We start from the raw sequence: 21541 nt of genomic DNA, 5'->3' as shown, positions 1-21541 counted from the left end.
TAGGTGTCCATGCCATAACGACATGGTTCACCCTTTGTCATGATCGCTCAAGCAGAGAGCGTTTTTCTGAGTGAATCGAATACGGCGTCGCTATTGGGCTGCGGGCCGCCGGCCTGTGCCATGTCGGGACGGCCACCACCACCCTTGCCGCCCATTTCAGCTGAAGCAAGGCGCACGAGATCAACAGCACTGAAGCGATCGTTAAGGTCCTTCGTGACCGCCACGACCACGCTGCCCTTGCCCTCAGCCGTCGAGATCAGCGCAACGACGCCGCTTCCGATCTGCTTTGTAATGGCCTCCGCCATGTTCTTGAGTTCGCGCGGCGCCACATCGCCCAGATCACGTGGGACGAAGGTTACGCCATTGATGGTTTCGCTGGCCGAATCTGCCTGACCGGTAGCGAGGCGCTTCTGAAGCTCCGAAACCTGTCGCTCGAGCGCGCGACGCTCTTCCACGAGCGCGGCGAGGCGGTCAGGCGCTTCGGCCACGGTGGCCTTCAGCAGATCGGCCATGCGGCGCAGTCGTTCATCGGCTTCGATCGCGAGGCGGTCGGCCGCAACGCCGCAAACAGCTTCGATACGACGCACACCGGCCGAGACACCGCTCTCCGAAACGATACGGAACGGTCCGATCTCACCCGTGCGGCCCACATGCGTGCCGCCACAGAGTTCGATCGAGTAGGCGCCGCGCGTGTCATCGCCCAGCCCCATGGAGACCACACGGACCTCGTCGCCGTATTTTTCGCCGAACAACGCCATGGCACCTTCGGCCACGGCGGTCTCGGGCGTCATGATGCGCGTCTCGACAGCGCTGTTCTCGCGAATGCGGGCATTCACCTCGCGCTCGACCAGAGCCAGTTCCTCGGCCGTGATGGGGCGCGGCTGCGAGACGTCAAAGCGCAGGCGCTCCGGCGCGTTCAGACTGCCCTTCTGGGCGACATGATCGCCGAGCTGGCGACGCAGGGCCTCATGAAGCAGGTGAGTTGCGGAGTGATGCCCGCGCACGGCCTGGCGCCTTGTATGGTCGATCTCGGCTGTGACCGAAGTGCCGGGGCGTACGGTGCCTTCGAGTACGCGGCCATAATGCACCAGCAGATCGCCATTGCGCTTCTGGGTGTCGGTGATCTCGATCCGCAGATTCTCCCCGACCAGCACGCCATGATCGCCCACCTGTCCACCGCTTTCGCCATAGAAGGGGGTTTGGTTCAGCAGGATGGCGATCTCGTCACCCGCTGTGGCGCTCTCGCTCTCGACGCCGGCCTTCGCAATCAGAACGATCTCGGCATCGGCCTTCTCCGAGGTATAGCCCAGGAACTCCGAGGCGCCGAAGCGCTCGCGCGCGTCGAACCAGATGGTCTCCGCCGCTGCATCGCCTGAACCGACCCATGCCGCGCGCGCGCGGGCACGCTGCTCGGCCATGGCGGCTTCGAACCCGGTCACGTCGACCGTGCGACCCTGCTCGCGCAGCGCATCCTGGGTCAGGTCAAGCGGGAAGCCGAACGTGTCATACAGCTTGAAGGCAACGTCACCCGGCAGGGCACCGCCTTCGGCCACACGAGCTGTCTCGTCTTCGAGTAGCGACATGCCTCGCTCAAGCAGGGCGGTGAAGCGTTCTTCCTCACCCTTCATGGTTTCGGCGATGAGCGCCTGATGCTGGACCAGTTCGGGATAGGCCGAACCCATCTGGCGGATCAGTGCCGGGAGCAGGCGATAGAATACCGGCTCGGTCGCGCCCAGACGCTGCAAATGGCGCATGGCACGGCGCATGATGCGACGCAGCACATAGCCTCGTCCGTCCTTGGACGGCATGACGCCATCGGCAATCAGGAAGGCTGTCGAGCGCAGATGATCGGCTACGACACGATGGCTGGCGCGCAGCGCGCCGTCGGGATCGGTGCTGAGTGCATTAGCGGTCGCTTCGACCAGGCTGCGCAGCACGTCGGTGTCGTACACGTCGCGCTTGCCCTGCATGACGGCGGCAAAGCGTTCGAGCCCCATACCCGTATCGATCGAGGGGCGGGGTAGCGGCGCGCGCGTGCCCGGAGGTCCTTCGAGATACTGCATGAAGACGAGATTCCAGATCTCGACGAAGCGATCCCCGTCTTCCTCGGGCGAGCCCGGCGGGCCGCCCCAGACATCGGGTCCGTGATCGAAGAAGATTTCCGAGCAGGGGCCACAAGGGCCGGTATCGCCCATGCGCCAGAAATTGTCGGAAGTCGGAATACGAATGATCTTCTCTTCGGGCAGGCCAGCGATCTTGCGCCACAGACCAGCTGCTTCCTCATCATCGGCGTAGACCGTGGCGAGCAGCTTCTCTTTCGGCAGGCCATAGCCCTTGGTCAGGAGATTCCAGGCAAACTCGATCGCGTCGGCCTTGAAATAATCGCCGAAGGAGAAATTGCCGAGCATTTCGAAAAAGGTCAGATGGCGGGCCGTGTAGCCGACATTGTCCAGATCATTATGCTTGCCGCCTGCACGCACGACCTTCTGAGCCGTGGTCGCTCGGGTATAGGGGCGGGTTTCCTGCCCTGTGAACACGTTCTTGAACGGCACCATGCCAGCATTGGTGAAGAGCAGGGTCGGGTCGTTCTGGGGCACCAGCGGGGCCGAAGGAACGATCTTGTGGCCCTGGTCTCCGAAATACTTCAGAAACGCGCTGCGCAGCTCATTTGTGGTGGTGTTGTGGATCGGTGTGGTCATGGCGCGAGCAGAAAATCCCGATTGCGGCGTGAAGATGGCATCTCCACTAGAGCAAAGAGACCGCAAAGGAAATGTTTTGCGCGCGGGCTCTCAGGATTCCAGATCGCGATCGACCGGATCGACATTCAGGTCTACCGCCATCTGCGCCAGTTCCATGGGCGTCTCGGGCACTTTGGCGCGGAAGACAAGCTTGCGTGACAGGTTGAAATTGGCCATCAGCCCCATCAGCGATCCGGCAGCCAGCGGCAAGGCCACATGACGTGAGCAGAATGGAATGGTGAAGCATAGCGCGTAGACCGTGCCGCGATTGAGAAGGAATCCGAAGCTGTTGGCCGCGAGGAAGCGCAGCCATTGCAGGAAGGGATGATCGCGATGGGCGACCGTGCGAAAGGTCCATATCTGGTTGAGCAGCCAGTTGAGGCTGGCGACCAGAAAATAGGACAGCAATGTTGCAGCCGTCAGGCCGAGTTCTGGGCGCAGCAGCGTGACGATCAGGATGTCCCAGACCAGCCCCATGGCCCCGATGATCCCGAAACGCAGGAACTGCGTGATGAGCTGTCTTGGCGCCCGGGGGTAGAAGAGGCGTTTCTTCAGCAAGGGGCAGGGCCTTTCGCAATCGCCGGTCAATCGCGACAAGCTGGTAAGACCATCAGGTCACGGATGCAAGGCTCGGCACGCCTTGAGAGCTGCAATCTCCTGTCTGGCGAGGCCTGCGTGAAGGACGGCAACAGCGCTGCCTTGAGCGTCGCTCGTTGTTCAGGCGTGAGAGATCTGCGCTTTGCGCCAGGTGAGCCAGCCCCAGACAGCAAGCCCTGTGAGCCCGGCATAGAGCCCGGCGCTGAGCCATAATGTCCGTTCCAGGAACAGGGCGATATAGGCGCAATCGACGGCGATCCAGAGGGGCCAGCAGGCAATGAGGCGCCGTGCCGTCCAGATCTGACCAATCATACTGAACACACTCAGCGTCGCATCGGTCATCGGAGCCGCGTCGCTTGTCCAGTCGCGCAATGCAACACCCAGCACCAAGCTGGTCGCCACACCCAATGCGAGATCCCGTATCAGGATGGTGTGCGCGATCGGTCGCACAGTGATACCGGCTTTATCCTGCGCTGCGCGATGCCAATCGTACCAGCCTTTCAGGAGAAACAGGCAAAAGACGATCTGAAGTGCGGAGTCAGCGTAGAGCCGGGCTTTAGCGAACACGGCCAGATAAAGGGCCGAGGCGGCCAGTGAGCAAGGCCAGCCAAGCACGCGGCGCTGAGCCGTGAGGGCAATCCCCGCTATGGTCACGATAACAGCCAGCGCTTCGACCGGAGACATCATCGCACGATGCCCTGACCTGCTGGAGAGGCGATGAAGTCCAGCAGGGCACGACCCTGCGCCGTGCTGAACCAGCGTGCATGCGCGACGAGATACGTGTCATGGGTGACACGTGCGAGAGCCGGCGCCCGGAGCAGAGAGGCGTAATACCAGATTTCGGAACAGGCGAAGGTGGCGTGGGCGAGGGGCAGGAAGACTGCAATATCCGAGCGATCTGACGCGGTGAGCGGCCATTGCGCGTGATAGCCGCGCAGGAAAGCGCTGATCTGACTCATCTCCACCCTATAATCCGGTACGCCGTCCCCTTCATGGCATGGCGTGAGCCATGCGATCATGCTGCGCTCCAGCGCGATAGCGATATCGAACGCCCGCGTCGTCAGATCGGCCATGCTGAAGTCGAAAGGGACACCTGCAAAACATGTTTTCCCGGCATTCTCTGCCACGCCGCCTTCTGGCGGAGGCGTCTTGTGCCAGATCAAATTGGATCCATGCCAGTCGCCATGCCCCCATTGCAGAGCCGGAGCGGAAAGAGAGGATGCCGCGCGTTTAAAATGGGGCGTCAGGGCCTCGATCAAGGCGCGGTTTCCACCCAGATCCGTCAGGGCCCGCTCGAGGTCGGGCATCGAGGCGATCCACGCCCGCAATCCGGATGCCGGGCCAGCCGGGCCACAGAGCGGGGTGAGGGCAGAAACCAGCGGGCGCTGGGCGCGAGACGGCGCAGAATATCCCTGGGCTGCGCGGTGAAACCGTGCCAGTGCACTACCAGCCTCGAATGCCTGATCGACGGTGAGATACGGCTCCCATGACATGCGATCACGATAAAGATCCTGTCCGGCCAGGGCTGGGAAGCACTCATAGCACCAGGTCGCGCCGTCTCCGCCTTGCAATGAGTACGTGGTATCGCCAGAGGATGTGATGCGTGGCGGGGCCACGGCCAGACCATGTCGGGCCAGATGGGTGATAAACCGATGTTCCTCGCGCAAGGCGGTTGCATCGCGCAGGGCGCGATGATGACGCTTGAGAAACCAGATGGTGCCAGACACGTCCCGCAGGCGCGACACGGCGGAAAACGGACGCGCGCTGTGCCACTCGATGGCCTCGTCGCAGGTGAGGCCGAAGGCGTACAGTGCCTGTTGCGCCTCATCCTGCGTGATCAGGGGCCAGTCACGCTTGGCCTCCTTTCCCCAGAGGCCGAACTGACCGGGGGCCTCGGGCGTGCCGGTCATCAGAAGCCGGCTGTTGCTGTCGCAAGGGCGGAAAAGCCACCGCCAATGTAATAATCCGGTGCGCTTCCCGCGATGGTCGTTCCATATCGCCCGAGGGTATCCCGTGCATTGAGCGTGGGATCGGCAACGCCCGAGAGATAATGCTCGTTGGTGATGTTGATGAAGTTCAGACGGATTGACGGGGCTTTCAGTCGCTTCGCATCGGCAAAACGATAACCAAGCGTCAGATTGCCTGTCGTATGATCGCTGATGCGCTCGTCATTGGTAAAGGTGGCGTATTGCCTTCCGGTGTACTGAACGGCGGCGAACCCGAAAACATGTCCGTCATCGTAGGTGAGCCCTGCCGAGGCCTGAAGCCGGGGGCTGCGCACGGCGGTCTTCCCGGCAGTCGGCAGAAGATCCCCGTTACTCTCAATGTTGTTGTCGATCGTGGCATGCAGATACTCACCGGAGACATAGGGCGCCCAGTGATGCCAGGGCCGAAGACCGATCTCCACATCCAGACCACGGGAAGTCTGGCCACCCGCATTCATGGTCGAGGATACCGGGGTGTTGTTGATCAGGATCTGCGTCTGGATCTGCCGGTTGGTGAAGTTATAGTTGAAGAAGGTCAGGCTGCCTGTCACGAGTGGTCCGCTATACCGGTATCCCAGCTCTTCGGAGATCGAATATTCGTTGCGCAGGTCTCCCGAGCCGGTAGTGCTGGTCGCGCCACTCGTCGGATCGTAGTTGTTGTAAAGCGCCGTGAAAGCGGGCGCTCTGAAATTGGTCGTCGCATTCACAAAGATCTGGTGGCGCGCGGTGATCTGGTAGCGCAGACCAAGCCGGGGGAGCGGTACGGCGCTGTTACTACCCACATGATATTGCGGGCCGGGCACGGCATTCGTACCGGTGCGGCTGACCATCACCTCCTTGAAACCGGCTTCGATCAGGAGCCGGTCGGAGAGCAGATGCATTCTGTCGCCAATATAAAGGGCATTGGTCATGCTGATCGTGTGATTATCGCCAGTAATATAGATCGCGCCATCCGATAGCCTGACGAAATTTCGGGTGCCACTGCCCCAGATATTCGGTGAGCTGCCATTTGCAGAGACAGGTGAGAAAGACTGGACTTCGTGATCGTCCCCGTAATCGAACCAATAACCGAGCACGGCCTCGTTCCAACCCTGCTTCCACGCGATTTCGGAGGTGAATCCTGAACGGTAGCTACGCTGGGTGTAATTGGCGCGTACGATCGCCTCATCGTCCTGGGCGCTCGGTAACGACAGGACATCGCCCAGAGCCTGTGTGCCTGTATAGAGCCCGCTCAGGGGAAGGGCGGAACCACCGGGCACGTTTCCATAGGCGCCCTGGGCGTAGGGCGTGGCATTGAAGGTCAGGTGATCCGTCAGGGCGAGCGAGACGGGAGCACCCATGTACAGGGTCCGCTCCGGTGCGCGCCACAGGCGCTGATAATACTGGGCTTCGTCCGGGTTTGACGGATCATACCTGCCCGAAAGCGCGTTGGTAGAAGACACGCCATAGAGTTTGAACGAGTCTTTCGAAACCTGCGGGTAGTAGCTGGTGATCGTGCTGTTGAAGCTGCCGAGCAGGGATGCGTGGGAGCGCTCACCAATATCGCGTACCAGCTTGAAGTCGATATGATGGCGCATGTCATGACCCGGCCCACGCCAGTTTTCAGCGCTCGTATGGGAGTAGGACACAAAGCCGCGCAGCCCTGTATGCCCGATCAATCCGGTATCGAGACGCAGGAATTCGCGGTTTGTGTTGTATGAGCCATAGGAAACCGAGGCCGTCCCGCCCGCCTTGCGGGCCGGGTCACGGAAACTCAGGCTCATGAGGCCGCCTGCTGCGTTCAGCACGGGGCTATCGAGATCGGCGGCACCCTGGCTGAGGGCGACCTGCCGATAATTCTCGCCATCTGCAAACTGACTGGGATAGCCCGAGTAAAAGGCGAGATCGTTCAGCGGCATGCCCTCCAGCACGTAACCGATCGAATCCGTATTGAGCCCACGCACGGAGATTGTGGTCTGGGGTGAAAGCCCCATGGCGTCGGACGCAGCGACATTGGCGCCCGGCAGCATCGAGACGAGCTGATAGGCGGTCGAGATAGGAGCCTGCTTGGCGATGAAAGCGCTATCCACTGCGCTAATCGAACGCACCGTATGCTGTGCTTCGATCAATCCGCCACCGCGTTCGGCGTCACGTTTTTCCGGCTCTGTCGCCTTGACAGTAATCTGTTCGGCCTTGGTCTTTTTCGACGGCCCGCTGGAAGCTGCGGCAATATCGACGGGCAGGAGCAGACATAAACAGAGACTGGACACCCCCGAGAGCAGGCAGCGTCGTGCCTTTGGCCATGAAGCGGGGACGAGATGAGACGACAACGGCGCGATCCAGTCTTGTGTCTTTGAAGCGGGAAAAACTCGAGAGAGAAGCAGTTCCCATATCATCATCGCTATAACAATGGGCAGCAGGAAGAAACTGCGCTGCGAAACCCGTCGAGCCGGTCGGGGTGGAGACGCGTCGGATCGCCGAGCCCTCGAGAACGCGTTGGTTGCCCGGCTCGGTCGCGCTCGGCCATATGGGCGAGAGATGCGCCATCTGTTATGGGAGGGCGAAAAGACGGGAGGGTGGATTGGCTCTGAGAGACATTATTGCGCGTCATGTCGATGGGTGGATCGTCAAGCGGGATTTTGACGCCTCGCCTCGGCGCATCGAAGCGACCGATATTGATGACCTGTCGGCGGCAATCGCGTCCTGCGGCCTCGGGGCCCGTACGGAAGCCGAGGACAGGCTTTCGGAGAGTCTTGAGGGTTGGGTCGTTCAACGCGCCCGTGGAGAGCGCCCTTCTGCACTCAACGATGCGGATTTTGCGACGCTTCTCGATTTGGTCTCTACGGCACCGGGCGATGGCGACATCGTCGGACCGGAAGCACGGCATGCGGTCGATCCTGATGTCTCGGGGCGCACGGAAGGATACGACTCTCACTCCGGGCAGGCGGAAGAGCACGACGCCATGCTTGAGCGAGAAAGTGCGAATGGGATGGTGCCCGCCGTCGATACGCCTGCCAAGGTTAGCCGCCATGCAGCGCCCCGGAGATTGCCGGAATACAACCTCATGCAAGGGCTGGAACTGGCCCGTTTCCACATCGAGCAGGGGGTCTGAGCGTCAGGCGGCAATTCTGTCACGGTGCCGAAGTCTGATGACCAGGAGGAGCCCCAACAGAGCGCAGGCCATTCCCATCAGAAAGATGGCCTCGTATCCGAAACGGTCGGAAACGAGGCCGGCTGCGGGGCCGCTTACAGCGTAGGAGAGGTCCTGAAATGCAGCGAATCCCCCGAGGGCGGTGGCGCGGATCGAAGCAGGGACACGTTTGACGACCTCTACGCCCATTGACGGGTAGATAAGCGAGCATCCCGCTCCGGTGAAAACCGCCCCCACCAGAGCGAGAATGGGAACAGGAGCGAGGGCGATACAGCCTTGTCCCAGTGCCTCGATCGACAGGGACATCATGGCGACCGTGATTCCCCCGAGACGGTCGGGCAGATGGGCGCAGAAGAGCCGACCCGCCACGAAGGCGAGTCCGAAGCAGGTCAGGCCAAGACTGCCGAAATGCCAGTGCTGATGCAGAAAATAGACCGAGAGAAACGCGCCGAGTACGGCAAAGCCAACCCCTTGGAGTGCGACCACCGTGCCATAGGGACGGATGATCCCGAGAACCGGCCAGAAGGATTCCCGCTCACCATTCAGAACCGGCGCTGCAGGAACAGTTCTGATGACCGCAAGCCCCAGGCAGGGTAGCACGGCGCATATCGCCATGAGTGGGGCAAAGCCCGCCATATGGTAAAACTCGAGCCCGACAGGTCCTCCAAGGGCAAAGGCGCCATACATCGCAGCACCTGTCCAGGTCAGGACCTTGCCCGCTCCCTGCGGCCCCATGAGCCCAATTCCCCAACCGTGCATGCCCACAAGAGTATAGCTCTCCCCGACCCCAAGCAGCAGGCGACCAAACAGGAGCAGGGCGAAGGCACCCGATCTTGGCAAGGCATGGCTGCAAGACGCCAGGCAGATGAGACTGGCAACAAAGTACAGGCAGAGCCCGGCACGCATGGCGGCGCGGCCACCGCGACGATCCGCAAAACTGCCCGCCAGGGTGCGCGTGAGAATGGTGGAGACAAAGGCCGATCCTACGGCGATGCCTGCAAGCGCATTGCCGTATCCGGGCCAGGACGTCACAAAAGGCGGTATCACGGCAAGAGGCATGGCGACCGCCATGTAGGAGAGAAAGAGAGCCGTGGTCAGAAAAGGCAGGCGGCCTCTCTGCGTGCTCTCAGGTGTGAGAGGAGAGGACAGGGAGGATTTCTGTATGTGGCCGGGATGGTCGGCGCTGCGGCTCATCTTGTCTTCTCACGCTGGACCTGCGGGGACAACCCGTCCATGGGAGAACGTTGGATCGCTGCCAGACGTCTCCGTATGGGGGGGCATGGTCGCGTCACGCTAGTCAAAGCTGGTGTCTGCCACAAATAACGCTCCAGTGACGAAGCGTGTCAGGATGAACCTGCGCAGGAGGGGCTCATCGGTCGCGACGTTTCGCATTCCTCTTAGAGACGGACGGTTTTGTCTCGTCAGTTTCGTAGACGATCCTCACATTTCCTGGCTGCGCGCAGCAGCGCTTCATCCTGCCCATGGCACGAAGTGAGCATCAATCCGGAAGGGAACCCTTTCCAGTTGAGGGGAAGGCTGATCGAGCAGCCATCAAGCAGATTGGCGAGAGAGGGGTTGCGCAGCACCAGTCTGTTGTAGCGGCCATATGCCTCAGCTTCGGCACACTCGCTGATCAGGGGAGGCAGGATCGGTGAGGTCGGGCAGACAAGGGCGTCGAACGACGTCATTTCGGCATTGAATCGCGCGCAGAGTCTTTGCCGTTCGATATGGAGCTGACGCAGGATCTGCACGCTTGCCTTCTCTCCGAGCGCGATACGCTCACTGACGCGCGGATCGAATTCGTCCGGATGATGCAGCAAATCGTCGTGGAAGTAGTGATAGGCCTCTGCTGCGACAATCTGCGCCTGAATGTTCAGGTCCTGGATGTCCTGCAGGAGAGGCAGGGGCTGTCTGACGATTTCCACGCCGCCACCCTCAAGGTGACGCAGAACAGTTTCGAAAACGGCCAGAACCTGCGAATCCGCATCGTTGCGGACGAAAGAGGTGGGAAGCAGAAGGCGGAGGGGCCCTTCATGAGCTTGCGGTGCGGCCCATGGCGTGCCGGCATTGCTCATAACGTGATCGAGCAACGCGCAATCCTGCACTGACTGCGCGATGCTGCCCACGCTGTCGAAGCTGGGCGAGAGCGGGATCATTCCCTTGCGGCTGATACGGGCGGCTGTGGGCTTGAATCCCGTCAGGGCGTTCATGGCGGCCGGAATGCGGCATGACCCGCCAGTATCGGACCCGATAGCGGCCAGACACGCACCTGTCGCCACAGAAACAGCCCCTCCTGAACTCGACCCTCCCGGGATGGCACGCCCGTCTTCCACGAGTGTGTTCCACGGCTGCGGGCCATGGGGATTGAGACCAAGCCCCGAATAGGCGAATTCGGTCATCTGGGTACGCCCCATGACGATAAATCCGGCTGCGCGCAGAGGGGCTATGGCCTCGGCATCCGTAACGGCAGGCGGTCGATCGGCCAATATGGTTGACCCAGCGGCCGTGACCTGACCCTTGAGATCGAACAGGTCCTTGACCGAGATTGGCAGCCCTGCCCAGGGCGAAGCGTGATAGCCTTTTGCCCTGATACGGTCGGCGGCATCGGCAAACTGCCGGGCGCGGTCGGCGGAGAAATCACCTGTATAGGCAGCCCGGGCATTGTCGCTTCGCGTGATGGCCTCGAGGCAGGTTTCCACGAGAGCGCGGCTCGTGATCTCACCTTTCTCCAGTTGCTGCGCGGCCCCGACGAGACCGCCGGGAATAGGGGAGTAACTCGATCGTATCGCGGAACCGCTCATGGGCTGGGCCTTCTTCTTATTATGGCGCGTTGAGTGGCGCGCTATTCGGCAAATTGCTCCGCGATGATGCGCTCCGAAAGACCATGATCAGGGTCGAAAAGGATGGTGGCCGTTATAGAGCGATCTTCGCGTACCGTGGCCTCGACAACGTCGCGCACCTCGAGGAAATCCGCAACGGCGGCGCAGGGCCTTTTGTCCTGTTCCAGCAGGGTAAAATGCACGACCGCCGAGGATGGCAGGAGAGCGCCGCGCCAGCGTCGGGGGCGAAAGGCGGAGATGGGGGTCAGTGGCAGCAGATTGGCCGTCAGCGGGACGATGGGGCCATGGGCAGAGAGATTATAGGCGGTAGAGCCCGCCGGTGTCGCAACGATGATGCCGTCACATATCAATTCCGGCATCCTGACACGCTGATCGACCTCGATCCGGATCTTCACGGCCTGTCGCGTCTGGCGGAACAGAAAGACGTCGTTGAAGGCAATGCCCTCATGGCGCGACCCGTCGCGCCCGATTGCCGTCATCCGCAACGGATGAAGCTGCGACGACTGGGCACGCGATAATCTTGCGATCAGATCCTCATCGGAGACCGTGTTGAGGAGGAAACCAACGGAGCCGCAATTAAGGCCGTAGGCCGGAATATTATGCTCGGATACCTTGTGAAGCACCTCGAGCAGAAAACCGTCACCCCCAAGGCACACAACGACTTCAGCCTGATCGAGGGGGCAATCGCCATAGGTTTCGACGAACTTGCCAAGTGTCTTCTGGGCAATGTCGGTTGGCGAAGCCAGAAAGGCAATGCGTTGCGGAGGCCTGGAGAACTGCCTTGGCGGCGATGAGGGGCTGCTCATATCACAATGCCGTACCGTGGGGCGGGCTCAGGAAACTTGGAAACACGCGACGATCCATCTCTCCGAACGGGAAATCCCTAAGCGGGCTCATACCCTGGCGGGCCCACACCCTAGCGAGCATAGTCCTCTGCCGCAACCGGACGCCGAGATACCATGTGAGGCGCCGGAGCTGCGCTGTTGGCGCCGGTCTGAAAAGGACGGTAACATGGGCGTTCCTGATTCCGGAAGGGCCGTTACCATGAGCGAACTCGACCCCGACTTGCTTTTCAAATCCTGCAACATCGCCATCCTCACAGTATCGGACACGCGTGACCTGACAACCGATCGATCAGGCACCATCCTGGCTGAAAGGGTGACGGGGGCGGGTCATCATCTGGCAGCGAGAGATATCGTTCCGGACAGCGTGGAAGAAATCGTTGCACGCCTGCGCGGCTGGATCGCGAGCGACGATATCGACGTGGTTATCACCACTGGCGGGACAGGAATCACAGGTCGGGATGTCACGCCAGAAGCATTCGACCGGGTCCTCGACAAGGAAATTCCCGGCTTCGGCGAACTGTTCCGCATCCTCTCCTATGCCAAGATAGGCACTTCGACCATCCAGTCCCGCGCGCTGGGGGGGATTGCCTCCGGGACTTTCCTGTTTGCCCTGCCAGGCTCGACAGGAGCCGTGGCCGATGCATGGGACGATATCCTGGTTCATCAGCTCGATAGTCGGCATAAACCCTGCAACTTCGTCGATCTTATGCCTCGTCTCACGGAGCGCTGATCGATCAGGACAGACGCGCGCGGCGCTTCTTTTCGGGTGTTTTGAGACCGAACTGGGCTTTCAGTGACAGACGATAAGTTTTTTGACGCGACAGGAGGTCGTGATCGCGATGCAAGCGTGCGGCGATCAAGTCATGCATGACGGTGATCTGCTGCAGATGTCGGACCGGGTCCAGCCCGCCTGTGACCGATCCTCTGTGACGGCGATGAATATTCAGCGGTTCCGCGACATAGGCGATCAGGCTTCCCGGGTGAAGCAGGAGTTCCACATAAACCCGCCAGTCCCCAGCCAAGCTGAGAGCCGCCAGCTCCTCAGCGCATCTGTCGAATGCATCCCTCAAGGTACTGCGTCTAAAGAGCGCGGCGCTCACATTCATGATCATGTTTGCTGAGGAGAGATAGCTTTCGACGAAACTTTCGCCATCCATCAGGCAGTCACGTTCCAGATCCTGAACACCGTGACTGCGGTAATAATCCTTGTAGCTTGGCCATAGCTGCACGCCATCTCGATCGATTGCCCGACTGTCGCAGAAGGCCATTGTGACACCCGGCGTCTGCATCACGATCTGGCTCATCCGTCCGAGGAAGTCCGGTTCCGCGAGGTCGTCGGCCTCGGCAATCCAGAGCCAGTCTCCCTGTGCTATGTCGGCTGCCTTCCGCCACTGACCAAATACCGAACCACTCTGGATCTCCTGACGCAAAACCCTGATGGATTGATCGAAGGATCGGGCGGTGAGTTCCGCGAAATCGGCACTGCCATCGCTTGATCCGTCGTCGATGACGATGATCTCGATGACCGGGCAATCCTGCGCAAAGATCGTCGCAAGCCGTGCCTCGAGATAATGCCTGTAGTTGCAGGAGAGCACGACAACCGAGATCGTCGGGAGTTCCGGCATGGCGAGTGGCAGAAGCTTTCTCACATAGGTGTCGAAAGAGAAGCGCGCGGCCAGAGGCGTCCCATGACGGTCACGCTCCGCGTCTGGCTCAGGCCCCTTAACGGCGTTTGCGAGCACCCAGGCGGCGGCATCGGTCAGATCGCCGGGCGGGATGATAGCGTGACGTCTGTCGCCCTCATGGCGAAGTTCTGCCAGCAGGTCGGGGATCATGCCGGCCCGGGCGAAGGCCATGCAGGATAATCCGGTGGTCAGCGCCTCGAGAACGACCGAGGGATAGGGGTCCTCCCGTGAGGTCAGAGTGAAGAGGTCAGCGCAGGAGAGATAGGCGCCGACATTCTCGACTTCGCCGCATAGATGAAACGTTCCGGTCGATGTCGCAGCTTTCAGATCGGCGTCGAATGTAACGCGCAGACTTTCCTCGATACGGCCCACCCAGAGGAAATGGACCGGCCGGTCGGGTTTCTTGTCCAGCGTCTGCCGGAAAGCCGGACTCCGCGTCATCTGCCATAGCTGCAAAAACAGATCGAATCCCTTGCGCATGTCAGCATAACCGACCCCGGCGACGACGAGGGCTTCCGGCTCGATGCCGTAAGCCTGACGGAGCCGAATCCTCTCGGAGCCTGAGTAGTGGACAGCGTTATAGAGCCCCTGAGGCAGGATGTGCGCTTTTGGGAAAAGGCGGGTGAGCTGGGCGCCGGGGACGATGACATGACAGGCGAGATCCACGGCAACCGGCAGGGCATGTTCCAGATTGCGCTGTGCAATCATCCCCTGGAGTTCATGGATGAGCAGAATATAGGTGAGACCCGCGGAGGCGAGATCGGGAGCAAGTACGCCCGAAACTGCGCTATTGACCAGGGCATGCGAGAACCCCTCCGCGTGGAGAGATTTCAGGCGCTCCTGGCAGGCTCGCGTTCCCGGGGACAGGATATCGACGTTTCCGATCTCCCTGTAGGCTCCCAGTAACTCCCCGCCACCGAGCAGCACGAAGGCAACATCGATGCCATGGTTGCGCCGCAGACTGCGCCCGATGGACAAGAGCAGCCGCTGTGCCCCGGCAGGGAAGGCGTCATGACCCACAAGCAGCAGCCGGTGCGGTGTCAGGCGGCTCTGAAAACCGGTCACGGCGCGGGCTGTTGCGTTGAGATAGGCCGCCCCGAAATGAACGTCCGGCTCGAGATAGGCACCTTCGGCCCATTCGTTCCAGGCGTTGACGCAGACAAGCCTCTCTCCGTGAAAGTCATCCTCGCAGGCCTGATCGATCACTCCCTTGAGCCAGCGCTCGTAAAGGCGGGGTGTCGATCCATGCAGCACAAGCCCTGCCCCCTGACGCCGCGCATCATTGTCCCATGAGGGAGTGACTGTGCGAATGCGCGGGAATGAGGGGGCCGGATCGAGGAGCGCCTGATCCACGAGTTCGGCGTAGTCATAGACGCGTGCCGTCATGTCCTGATCGAGGATCTGCAAATCCCCCTCGATAGGGGTGCAACGGCGCGTGAGTTTGTGGGGCGGGAATTCGATGACGCCATCCATCCCGAAGGGTGCGGGGTCGTCATCGTCGAAAGCCTGAGCCATGATCATGAGAGGCTTCAGACCATGTGACGTCTCAAACGCGTGGCGCCACGCGGCAAGGCGCCGACGAGCATCCGGGATCGTGCCCGGCCGATAGATCATGAAGAGCGGCCGTTCCCCGACGGTGATGTACCGCGGGTCACGCATATGGCGCGCGAAATCGGCGATCAGGGCTGCGTCATCGTCTTCGCGATAGGTCTGTGTGATCAGGAGGTCCGTGTCTCCGCCATCCCAACGTCGGCTCCAGTTTTCGTTTGCCCACATGAGGCAGAAGGGCAGAGCGATCGATTGATCGGCGAGCAGGATCTCCATAGGTGTGTCCAGCAGGCGCTCCCCGTCGAACCAGTAATGATAGAAAATGAACCCCTCGATGCCGCTTTGCCTGGCCATAAGGGCCTGCGCTCGAAGTGTGGAGGGGTCATCCAGCCTGTAATGGCCAAGATCGCGCGGTGTCCGGGGTTGATAATGGTCGGCAAAGCGGGGCACGCCGCGCGCCAGATTGGTCCACTCGGTAAACCCTTTGCCCCACCATCGATCGTTTTGCGGCGTGGGGTGGAACTGTGGGAGGTAATAGGCGAGTACCCGCGCGCGTCGCCTTGCGGCATCGGGTAGGGGATGATGCGTCTCGAAACCGGGGCCGGGTTGAGTGCGCCGACGTATCTCCCTGGCCGTCGTAGTTTCGTGTTCAGGCAGGCAGGCAAACACACCCGCTTCGTGGCGATGGGCAAGCCAGTGCAGGAACGGATTGGCCTCAGGCTCATGACGAAGATAGCGTTGCCGGTAAAATCCGGGATCAAAGCCGGCAAAAGGACGGCGTACCTCCCGAAAACCCTGAACCATGTAGTGCTCGACAGGATCCATCCCCGAGGCAGCGACATCAGGATAGTGAGCCAGATAGAACACAGGGTCGAACTCGGGCAGGGGGCGTATATGGGCGAATTGCCGATTGGCCAGATAATGCGCCAGGGCGTTCGTGTTGGCTGGCGCCTGATTTGTCTGACGATACCAGATCGGGTCGAACCACGGGACTGGCCTGCGCCCCTCGAATTCACCTCGCGTCAGATAATGGAGCAATGGGTCACCTGTGACGTCGCGATACGTCGAAAGATACCAGGCCGGATCGAAGAATGCATTCGGCTTGCGCCCCTCACGCCATCCATAATGATGGTAATGATTGAGCGCGCCACTGCCGATGTTATGAAGATCGGGGTTTCTCGAAATATAGAATGCCGTATCAAACAAGCCTGAGTGGCCGATCATCTTGATGATTGTTGGCATTGCTTCGTTCTCCGGCGATTCGTTAAAATAACATTAAACGCCGTGGCAATTTATGCCTATCATTTTAGGTTATTTACGCCGTGACTTATGCAAGATTTGCGTTTTGCAATCACGAGCGCGATCCCTGTCCCGTCGGGGGCAATTGCGGGCATTCTCCCTGCATGGCATATCGTTGCGCGTTAAACGGTCACTCCAGCCGCGGCAAACCACTGAGGAAGCCAGGGTGGCTCGATTGTGGAGTCAGACGCTGACAGGCGAAGACCGGCGGGGCCGTTCTTCAAGGATATGAGACAGAGAGCGATGCAGTATCATCCCGTTCCGGCGTCGGGCCAATTGACGTCCCATTCCTCATTTTCTGAACCCGCATGCGCGGCTGGATATCCATGCTGAAGCCTGAAGCGGTCGAGGCGGGGGATCGCTTGCCTGCGCAGACGTCCTTTGCCGTGCGGATCGAGGAGGGGCTGACACTTGAATGCGGAGTGCATCTTGCGCCGCTCGATGTCGCCTATTGCGCCTATGGGACGCTGTCGGCGCAAAAGGACAACGTCATTCTGGTCTGTCATGCCCTGACAGGTGACCAGTATGTCGCTGAAACCCATCCGGTCACGGGCAAGCCCGGCTGGTGGGGACGGGCCGTCGGGCCCGGCTGCGCTATCGATACCGACCGTTTTTACGTCATCTGCGTCAATGTTCTGGGCGGATGTATGGGCTCCTCGGGGCCCAAGACGCTGCGAGAGAACGGCGAGCCCTGGGGCACGGATTTTCCCCCGATCACCATACGGGATATGGTGTTTGCGCAGGCCAGGCTGCTCGATCATCTGGGTATCGACCGTTTATTCGCCGCCATAGGTGGCTCGATGGGCGGTATGCAGGTGTTGCAATGGGTGGCGAGCTTACCCGAGCGCGTGGGGGCAGCCATGCCGATCGCTACGGCCCCGTTCCATTCTGCGCAGAATATCGCATTCAATGAAGTCAGCCGTCAGGCAATCTGTGGTGATCCCGACTGGCATGGGGGGCGCTACTGGGCGATGGACACGATCCCCGCCAAAGGGCTGGCGGTGGCGCGCATGATGGCGCACATCACCTATCTTTCCGAGGAAGCGCTCACCCAGAAATTCGGCAGGCGTACCCGGCGCGATGCCGTGCCCTCACACGAGGCGGTGGCCTCGGGGAACTCGCTTTTCGGCGAGATTTTCGAGGTGGAGAGTTACCTGCGCCATCAGGGTTCCAGCTTCGTGCGCCGCTTCGATGCGAACTCCTATCTCACCATCACACGCGCGCTCGATTACTTCGATCTGAGCGCCGATTATGACGGCGATCTCTCGGCGCCTTTCCGCCATTGTGCAACGCGGTTCTGCATCATTTCCTTCACCTCCGACTGGCTTTTCCCCACCTCGCAATCCCGTCTTCTGGCGCGGGCCCTCAACCGGGCTGGTGTGAACGTTTCGTTTGTCGAGATCGAGAGCGATCGTGGGCACGATGCCTTCCTGCTTGAGGAGCCCGATCTGGACCGGACGATGCGTGGCTTCATCAACGGCGCGGCTGAGCAGGCCGGGCTCAGCCAGCGCACGGCGCCAGACCCCGAAGCGCCTGTTGAACGCGGTACCGTCGTAACGGAAGGGACTTCGCATGCGTCTTGACCAGCAACTCATCGCGGAGATGATCGCTCCGGGGACACGTGTGCTCGATGTGGGCAGTGGCGACGGCGCGCTGATCGATCATCTCTTCAGAACGCGACAATGCGATGCGCGCGGGATCGAGATCGACATGCGGGAGGTCACACGCTCTGTCGCTCATGGCCTGCCGGTCATGCATGGCGATGCCGATCAGGATCTGGTGCATTATTCAGATGACGCCTTCGATTACGTGGTGCTGCAGCGCACCTTGCAGGCGGTGGAAAAGCCCCGTGAGGTGCTGCGCCAGATGCTGCGCATCGGGCGTCATGCGATCGTGTCCTTTCCGAATTTCGGCCATTGGCGTCTGCGGCTGCAGATCCTGCTGAGCGGACGTATGCCCATGAATAAGGTGTGGCATACGCCATGGTATGAGACGCCCAATATCCATCCCTGCACCATTCAGGACTTTCTCGAGCTCTGCGAGTCAGAGGGCTATGTGATTGATCGCTGGCTTGCCATTGACGAGGCAGGTGAGCGTGCCCCGTGGCGACGCTCGATCAGGTTGGCCAATCTGTTCGGTGAACAGGCTCTCTTTCTGTTGCGGCGGCGTTGATAAAGGCCCGAGCTTCTATCCTCCCTCTTATTATTTCGACTTTGATCGAAATGGGACTTTACAGTGTAGCGAACCCCGTGTTTGCATCCGGCGTTCCCACGCCACACCCACGCCCTGGAATCCCGAGGGCAGGAAAGCGGAGTTCTCATGACTGATATCCTGACCGCCATTGCCGAGCGTCGCGCCACCAAGCGCTTCGATCCCTCCGTCACCATTCCCGAGCACGAACTGCGCGATATTCTGGATGCCGGGCGTCACGCACCGACGGCGTTCAATATCCAGCACACGCGCTTCGTCGTCGTGACCGACCCGGCGCTGCGTCAAAAGATCCGCGCCGTCTCCTGGAACCAGCCTCAGGTGGAAGAAGCGAGCGCGCTGATCGTGCTCTGCGCCGATTTCAAGGCGTGGGACAAGGATCCGGCACGCTACTGGGCAGAGGCGCCCGAAAAGATGCAGTCCACCTATGAAGGCATGATCCGTCAGTTTTATAGCGGCAACGAACAGATGCAGCGCGATGAAGGTATTCGTTCTGCCGGGATGGCAGCCTACGCCCTCATGCTTGCGGCCGCTGCGCATGGCTACCAGTCCTGCCCGATGGACGGGTTCGATTTCAAGGCTGTGGCCGAGCTGATCAATCTCCCGACTGACCATGAAGTCGTCATGTTCGTCGCGATCGGCAAGAAATCCGGTGAATACCCCCCCCATGGCGGTCATCTCCCGCTTGAGGAGACGATCATCGAAAATCGTTTTGCCTGATGGGGCCTGATTACCCACGGTAACGCTGAGCTGCCGTTTTATAAGCGTAATCGCTTGCGTCCGGGAAGGGCTCTGCCTATATGGGGGCCTCCCCGGTCCAGATTGGGTGCAGCAGGTCCCGGCGTCAGGTTTCTGACGCAGTCGTGTGACCAGCGTCGCCAGTCCCGGATCTCCCTTTTACCCTTGTGACGTCCGGGCCAAGAGGCGTCATCCTGCGAGCCAGCATCATTGGATGCGGCTCGTCGCCAGAGGAGGCGCTTCCTTCATGACCAGTTTTGCCGATCTTCAGCTTGCCACGCCAATCCAGCGCGCTCTCGCTGAGGAAGGATACACCACACCGACCCCGATCCAGGCCGGCGCCATCCCGTATCTTCTGGAAGGGCGCGATCTGCTCGGTCTTGCCCAGACGGGAACCGGCAAGACGGCGGCTTTCGCTCTGCCGGCGCTGCATCGTCTGCTGACCCATCCGCGTCCCCTGACTCCCAAGAGCGCCCGCGTGCTCGTTCTGGCGCCGACCCGCGAGCTGGCCGCCCAGATCGATGACAGTTTCAAGGCCTATGCCCGCCACATGAAGCTTCGCCACGCTGTGATCTTCGGCGGCGTGGGGCAGGGGCGTCAGGTCGAGGCCATGCGCCGCGGCGTGGATGTGTTGACCGCAGCGCCGGGACGTCTGCTCGATCTCATCGGTCAGGGTCATATCGATCTGCATGATCTCGAAGTTCTGGTTCTAGATGAGGCAGACCGCATGCTCGATATGGGTTTCGTGCGCGATATCCGCCGTATCGTGGCCCTGCTGCCAAAGAGCCGCCAGACTGTGCTTTTCTCGGCCACCATGCCCAAGGCCATCGAGGAGCTGGCGCATTCGCTGCTCCATGATCCTGCCAAGGTCGAGGTGACGCCGCCTTCCTCGACGGTCGACCGCATCCGTCAGGGCGTAATGTTCGTGAAGTCGGAGGACAAGCGCGCAGCGACGCTTCTGCTGGTGAAAAACCCCAAGGTGCAGCGCGCCGTCGTCTTTACGCTCATGAAGCATGAGGCCAACAAGGTGGCCGATTTCCTGAATGCCGAGGGCATCCGCTCAGAAGCCATTCACGGTAACAAGTCCCAGGGCGCGCGCGAGCGTGCCATGGCCGGGTTCCGCGATGGATCGGTCAAGGTTCTTGTCGCGACCGACATCGCCGCACGCGGGATCGATGTGGACGATGTGAGCCATGTCTTCAATTATGATCTGCCGAACATTGCCGAGAGCTATGTTCACCGTATCGGTCGCACCGCGCGCGCAGGCCGGGATGGCTGGGCCGTGTCGCTATGTGACGCCGAGCAGCGCGCCTGGCTCAAGGATATCGAAAAGCTGATCGGCAAGGCCATTCCGGTCGTGACCGATCATCCTTTCCATTCCGAAGAGGCGCAGAACTCGACCATGCGTCCGCCTGTTCTGGGCGGCGGTGGACGGGGTCGCAACCAGCCGCGTGGCGGCGGACAGCGCTCAGGCGGTGGTCGTCCCGGCGGCGCGCCGCGCAACGGAGAGGGCAAGCGTCCGGAAGGGCGTCCTGCCGGCAACCGGCCCGCAGGCGGGCGTCCTTCGCGTCCTCGCGCGCGCTGATTCTGGCGCGCCATCGATAGCGCGCTCAACTGTCATCTGACAGGGTCAGTGTGCCCCTGTCAGATTGGACAACTCCCGATGATCTGTCCCTAGGGCACGTCAGGGTTGTTGTTCTCGTATGTGGGCGCGACTGTCCCTGTTACGGCGCGCTCGTCCTTGGGGCGACAGCCTTGCTCGCATGCTCGATTTTTTCCGCTCGCTTCAGGCTATTTGTTGCGGCTGTTTCGAGTGATGGTTTCACAAATCCGTGTAATACGCGCCGGTACTGACGCGCTAAATATCAGATAAACCTTATAAATACAGAATTGGGGCCTCTATAGTCCCCTATTACCACGAAGTTATG

The 21541-nt window shown here is 60.7% G+C and carries 15 protein-coding genes; 6 read left to right on the top strand and 9 right to left on the bottom strand.

Annotation, left to right across the window (positions count from 1 at the left end):
- Positions 1 to 47: 47 nt before the first annotated feature.
- From alaS to AA0535_RS02045, 5 genes are all read right to left on the bottom strand, one after another.
- Complete coding sequence (alaS, locus tag AA0535_RS02065; RefSeq protein WP_264814243.1) at positions 48 to 2699, bottom strand: alanine--tRNA ligase; 2652 nt, start codon at positions 2697 to 2699, stop codon at positions 48 to 50.
- A gap of 90 nt (positions 2700 to 2789) precedes the next feature.
- Positions 2790 to 3296 (bottom strand): GtrA family protein, encoded by a 507-nt coding sequence (locus tag AA0535_RS02060; RefSeq protein ID WP_306310206.1) that lies wholly within the window; start codon positions 3294 to 3296, stop codon positions 2790 to 2792.
- A 159-nt stretch (positions 3297 to 3455) separates the two neighbouring features.
- Positions 3456 to 4022, bottom strand: coding sequence for a nicotinamide riboside transporter PnuC (pnuC, locus tag AA0535_RS02055; protein ID WP_264814242.1), 567 nt, complete (start codon positions 4020 to 4022; stop codon positions 3456 to 3458).
- Positions 4019 to 5245 (bottom strand): phosphotransferase enzyme family protein, encoded by a 1227-nt coding sequence (locus AA0535_RS02050; RefSeq protein ID WP_264814241.1) that lies wholly within the window; start codon positions 5243 to 5245, stop codon positions 4019 to 4021. Before AA0535_RS02050 ends, pnuC begins: the two co-directional genes overlap by 4 nt.
- Positions 5245 to 7548, bottom strand: a complete 2304-nt coding sequence (locus AA0535_RS02045; protein WP_373319255.1) for a TonB-dependent receptor — start codon at positions 7546 to 7548, stop codon at positions 5245 to 5247. Before AA0535_RS02045 ends, AA0535_RS02050 begins: the two co-directional genes overlap by 1 nt.
- Positions 7549 to 7880: 332 nt before the next feature.
- Between AA0535_RS02045 and AA0535_RS02040 the strand changes: the two genes are divergently transcribed.
- Positions 7881 to 8411, top strand: a complete 531-nt coding sequence (locus AA0535_RS02040; RefSeq protein ID WP_264814239.1) for a hypothetical protein — start codon at positions 7881 to 7883, stop codon at positions 8409 to 8411.
- 3 nt (positions 8412 to 8414) lie between these two features.
- Here AA0535_RS02040 and AA0535_RS02035 read toward each other — a convergent pair whose 3' ends face one another.
- The 3 genes from AA0535_RS02035 to AA0535_RS02025 form a co-directional block, all read right to left on the bottom strand.
- On the bottom strand, positions 8415 to 9644 hold the full coding sequence (locus tag AA0535_RS02035; RefSeq protein WP_264814238.1) for an arabinose transporter: 1230 nt from the start codon (positions 9642 to 9644) through the stop codon (positions 8415 to 8417).
- 227 nt (positions 9645 to 9871) lie between these two features.
- A complete protein-coding gene (locus AA0535_RS02030; RefSeq protein ID WP_264814237.1) occupies positions 9872 to 11251 on the bottom strand; it encodes an amidase in 1380 nt (459 codons plus the stop codon).
- Positions 11252 to 11292: 41 nt separating this feature from the next.
- Positions 11293 to 12096: an NAD kinase gene (locus AA0535_RS02025; protein ID WP_264814236.1), complete on the bottom strand. Its 804-nt coding sequence runs from the start codon at positions 12094 to 12096 to the stop codon at positions 11293 to 11295.
- A gap of 238 nt (positions 12097 to 12334) precedes the next feature.
- Here AA0535_RS02025 and moaB point away from each other — a divergent pair, with 238 nt between their 5' ends.
- The gene (gene moaB / locus AA0535_RS02020; protein WP_264814235.1) at positions 12335 to 12865 is read left to right on the top strand and encodes a molybdenum cofactor biosynthesis protein B; all 531 of its coding nucleotides are present in this window, start codon (positions 12335 to 12337) and stop codon (positions 12863 to 12865) included.
- Positions 12866 to 12869: 4 nt separating this feature from the next.
- Here the strand turns inward: moaB and AA0535_RS02015 are convergent, their stop codons facing one another.
- Entirely contained in the window at positions 12870 to 16610 is a 3741-nt protein-coding gene (locus AA0535_RS02015) for a glycoside hydrolase family 99-like domain-containing protein (protein WP_264814234.1), read from the bottom strand.
- Positions 16611 to 16993: 383 nt separating this feature from the next.
- Between AA0535_RS02015 and metX the strand changes: the two genes are divergently transcribed.
- The 4 genes from metX to AA0535_RS01995 all read left to right on the top strand — a co-directional run bounded on the left by metX (position 16994) and on the right by AA0535_RS01995 (position 21198).
- The gene (metX, locus tag AA0535_RS02010) at positions 16994 to 18250 is read left to right on the top strand and encodes a homoserine O-acetyltransferase MetX (RefSeq protein ID WP_264814233.1); all 1257 of its coding nucleotides are present in this window, start codon (positions 16994 to 16996) and stop codon (positions 18248 to 18250) included.
- The gene (metW, locus tag AA0535_RS02005; protein ID WP_264814232.1) at positions 18240 to 18839 is read left to right on the top strand and encodes a methionine biosynthesis protein MetW; all 600 of its coding nucleotides are present in this window, start codon (positions 18240 to 18242) and stop codon (positions 18837 to 18839) included. Before metX ends, metW begins: the two co-directional genes overlap by 11 nt.
- A gap of 147 nt (positions 18840 to 18986) precedes the next feature.
- A complete protein-coding gene (locus tag AA0535_RS02000) occupies positions 18987 to 19595 on the top strand; it encodes a nitroreductase family protein (RefSeq protein WP_264814231.1) in 609 nt (202 codons plus the stop codon).
- 265 nt (positions 19596 to 19860) lie between these two features.
- Positions 19861 to 21198 (top strand): DEAD/DEAH box helicase, encoded by a 1338-nt coding sequence (locus tag AA0535_RS01995; protein ID WP_264814230.1) that lies wholly within the window; start codon positions 19861 to 19863, stop codon positions 21196 to 21198.
- Positions 21199 to 21541 lie beyond the last annotated feature (343 nt).

The sequence above is a fragment of the Asaia krungthepensis NRIC 0535 genome (assembly GCF_025995175.1).
GTDB lineage: Bacteria > Pseudomonadota > Alphaproteobacteria > Acetobacterales > Acetobacteraceae > Asaia > Asaia krungthepensis.
This window is presented reverse-complemented; position numbering and strand designations above follow the sequence as displayed.

Bases quoted from the DNA above. Each gene is read 5' to 3' on its own strand.
- AA0535_RS02035 (WP_264814238.1), bottom strand. From the start codon at position 9,644: ATGAGCCGCAGCGCCGACCATCCCGGCCACATACAGAAATCCTCCCTG.
- AA0535_RS02050 (WP_264814241.1), bottom strand. From the start codon at position 5,245: ATGACCGGCACGCCCGAGGCCCCCGGTCAGTTCGGCCTCTGGGGAAAG.
- metW (WP_264814232.1), top strand. From the start codon at position 18,240: ATGCGTCTTGACCAGCAACTCATCGCGGAGATGATCGCTCCGGGGACA.
- pnuC (WP_264814242.1), bottom strand. From the start codon at position 4,022: ATGATGTCTCCGGTCGAAGCGCTGGCTGTTATCGTGACCATAGCGGGG.
- AA0535_RS02015 (WP_264814234.1), bottom strand. From the start codon at position 16,610: ATGCCAACAATCATCAAGATGATCGGCCACTCAGGCTTGTTTGATACG.
- AA0535_RS02025 (WP_264814236.1), bottom strand. From the start codon at position 12,096: ATGAGCAGCCCCTCATCGCCGCCAAGGCAGTTCTCCAGGCCTCCGCAA.
- moaB (WP_264814235.1), top strand. From the start codon at position 12,335: ATGAGCGAACTCGACCCCGACTTGCTTTTCAAATCCTGCAACATCGCC.
- metX (WP_264814233.1), top strand. From the start codon at position 16,994: ATGCTGAAGCCTGAAGCGGTCGAGGCGGGGGATCGCTTGCCTGCGCAG.
- AA0535_RS02030 (WP_264814237.1), bottom strand. From the start codon at position 11,251: ATGAGCGGTTCCGCGATACGATCGAGTTACTCCCCTATTCCCGGCGGT.
- AA0535_RS01995 (WP_264814230.1), top strand. From the start codon at position 19,861: ATGACCAGTTTTGCCGATCTTCAGCTTGCCACGCCAATCCAGCGCGCT.
- AA0535_RS02000 (WP_264814231.1), top strand. From the start codon at position 18,987: ATGACTGATATCCTGACCGCCATTGCCGAGCGTCGCGCCACCAAGCGC.
- alaS (WP_264814243.1), bottom strand. From the start codon at position 2,699: ATGACCACACCGATCCACAACACCACCACAAATGAGCTGCGCAGCGCG.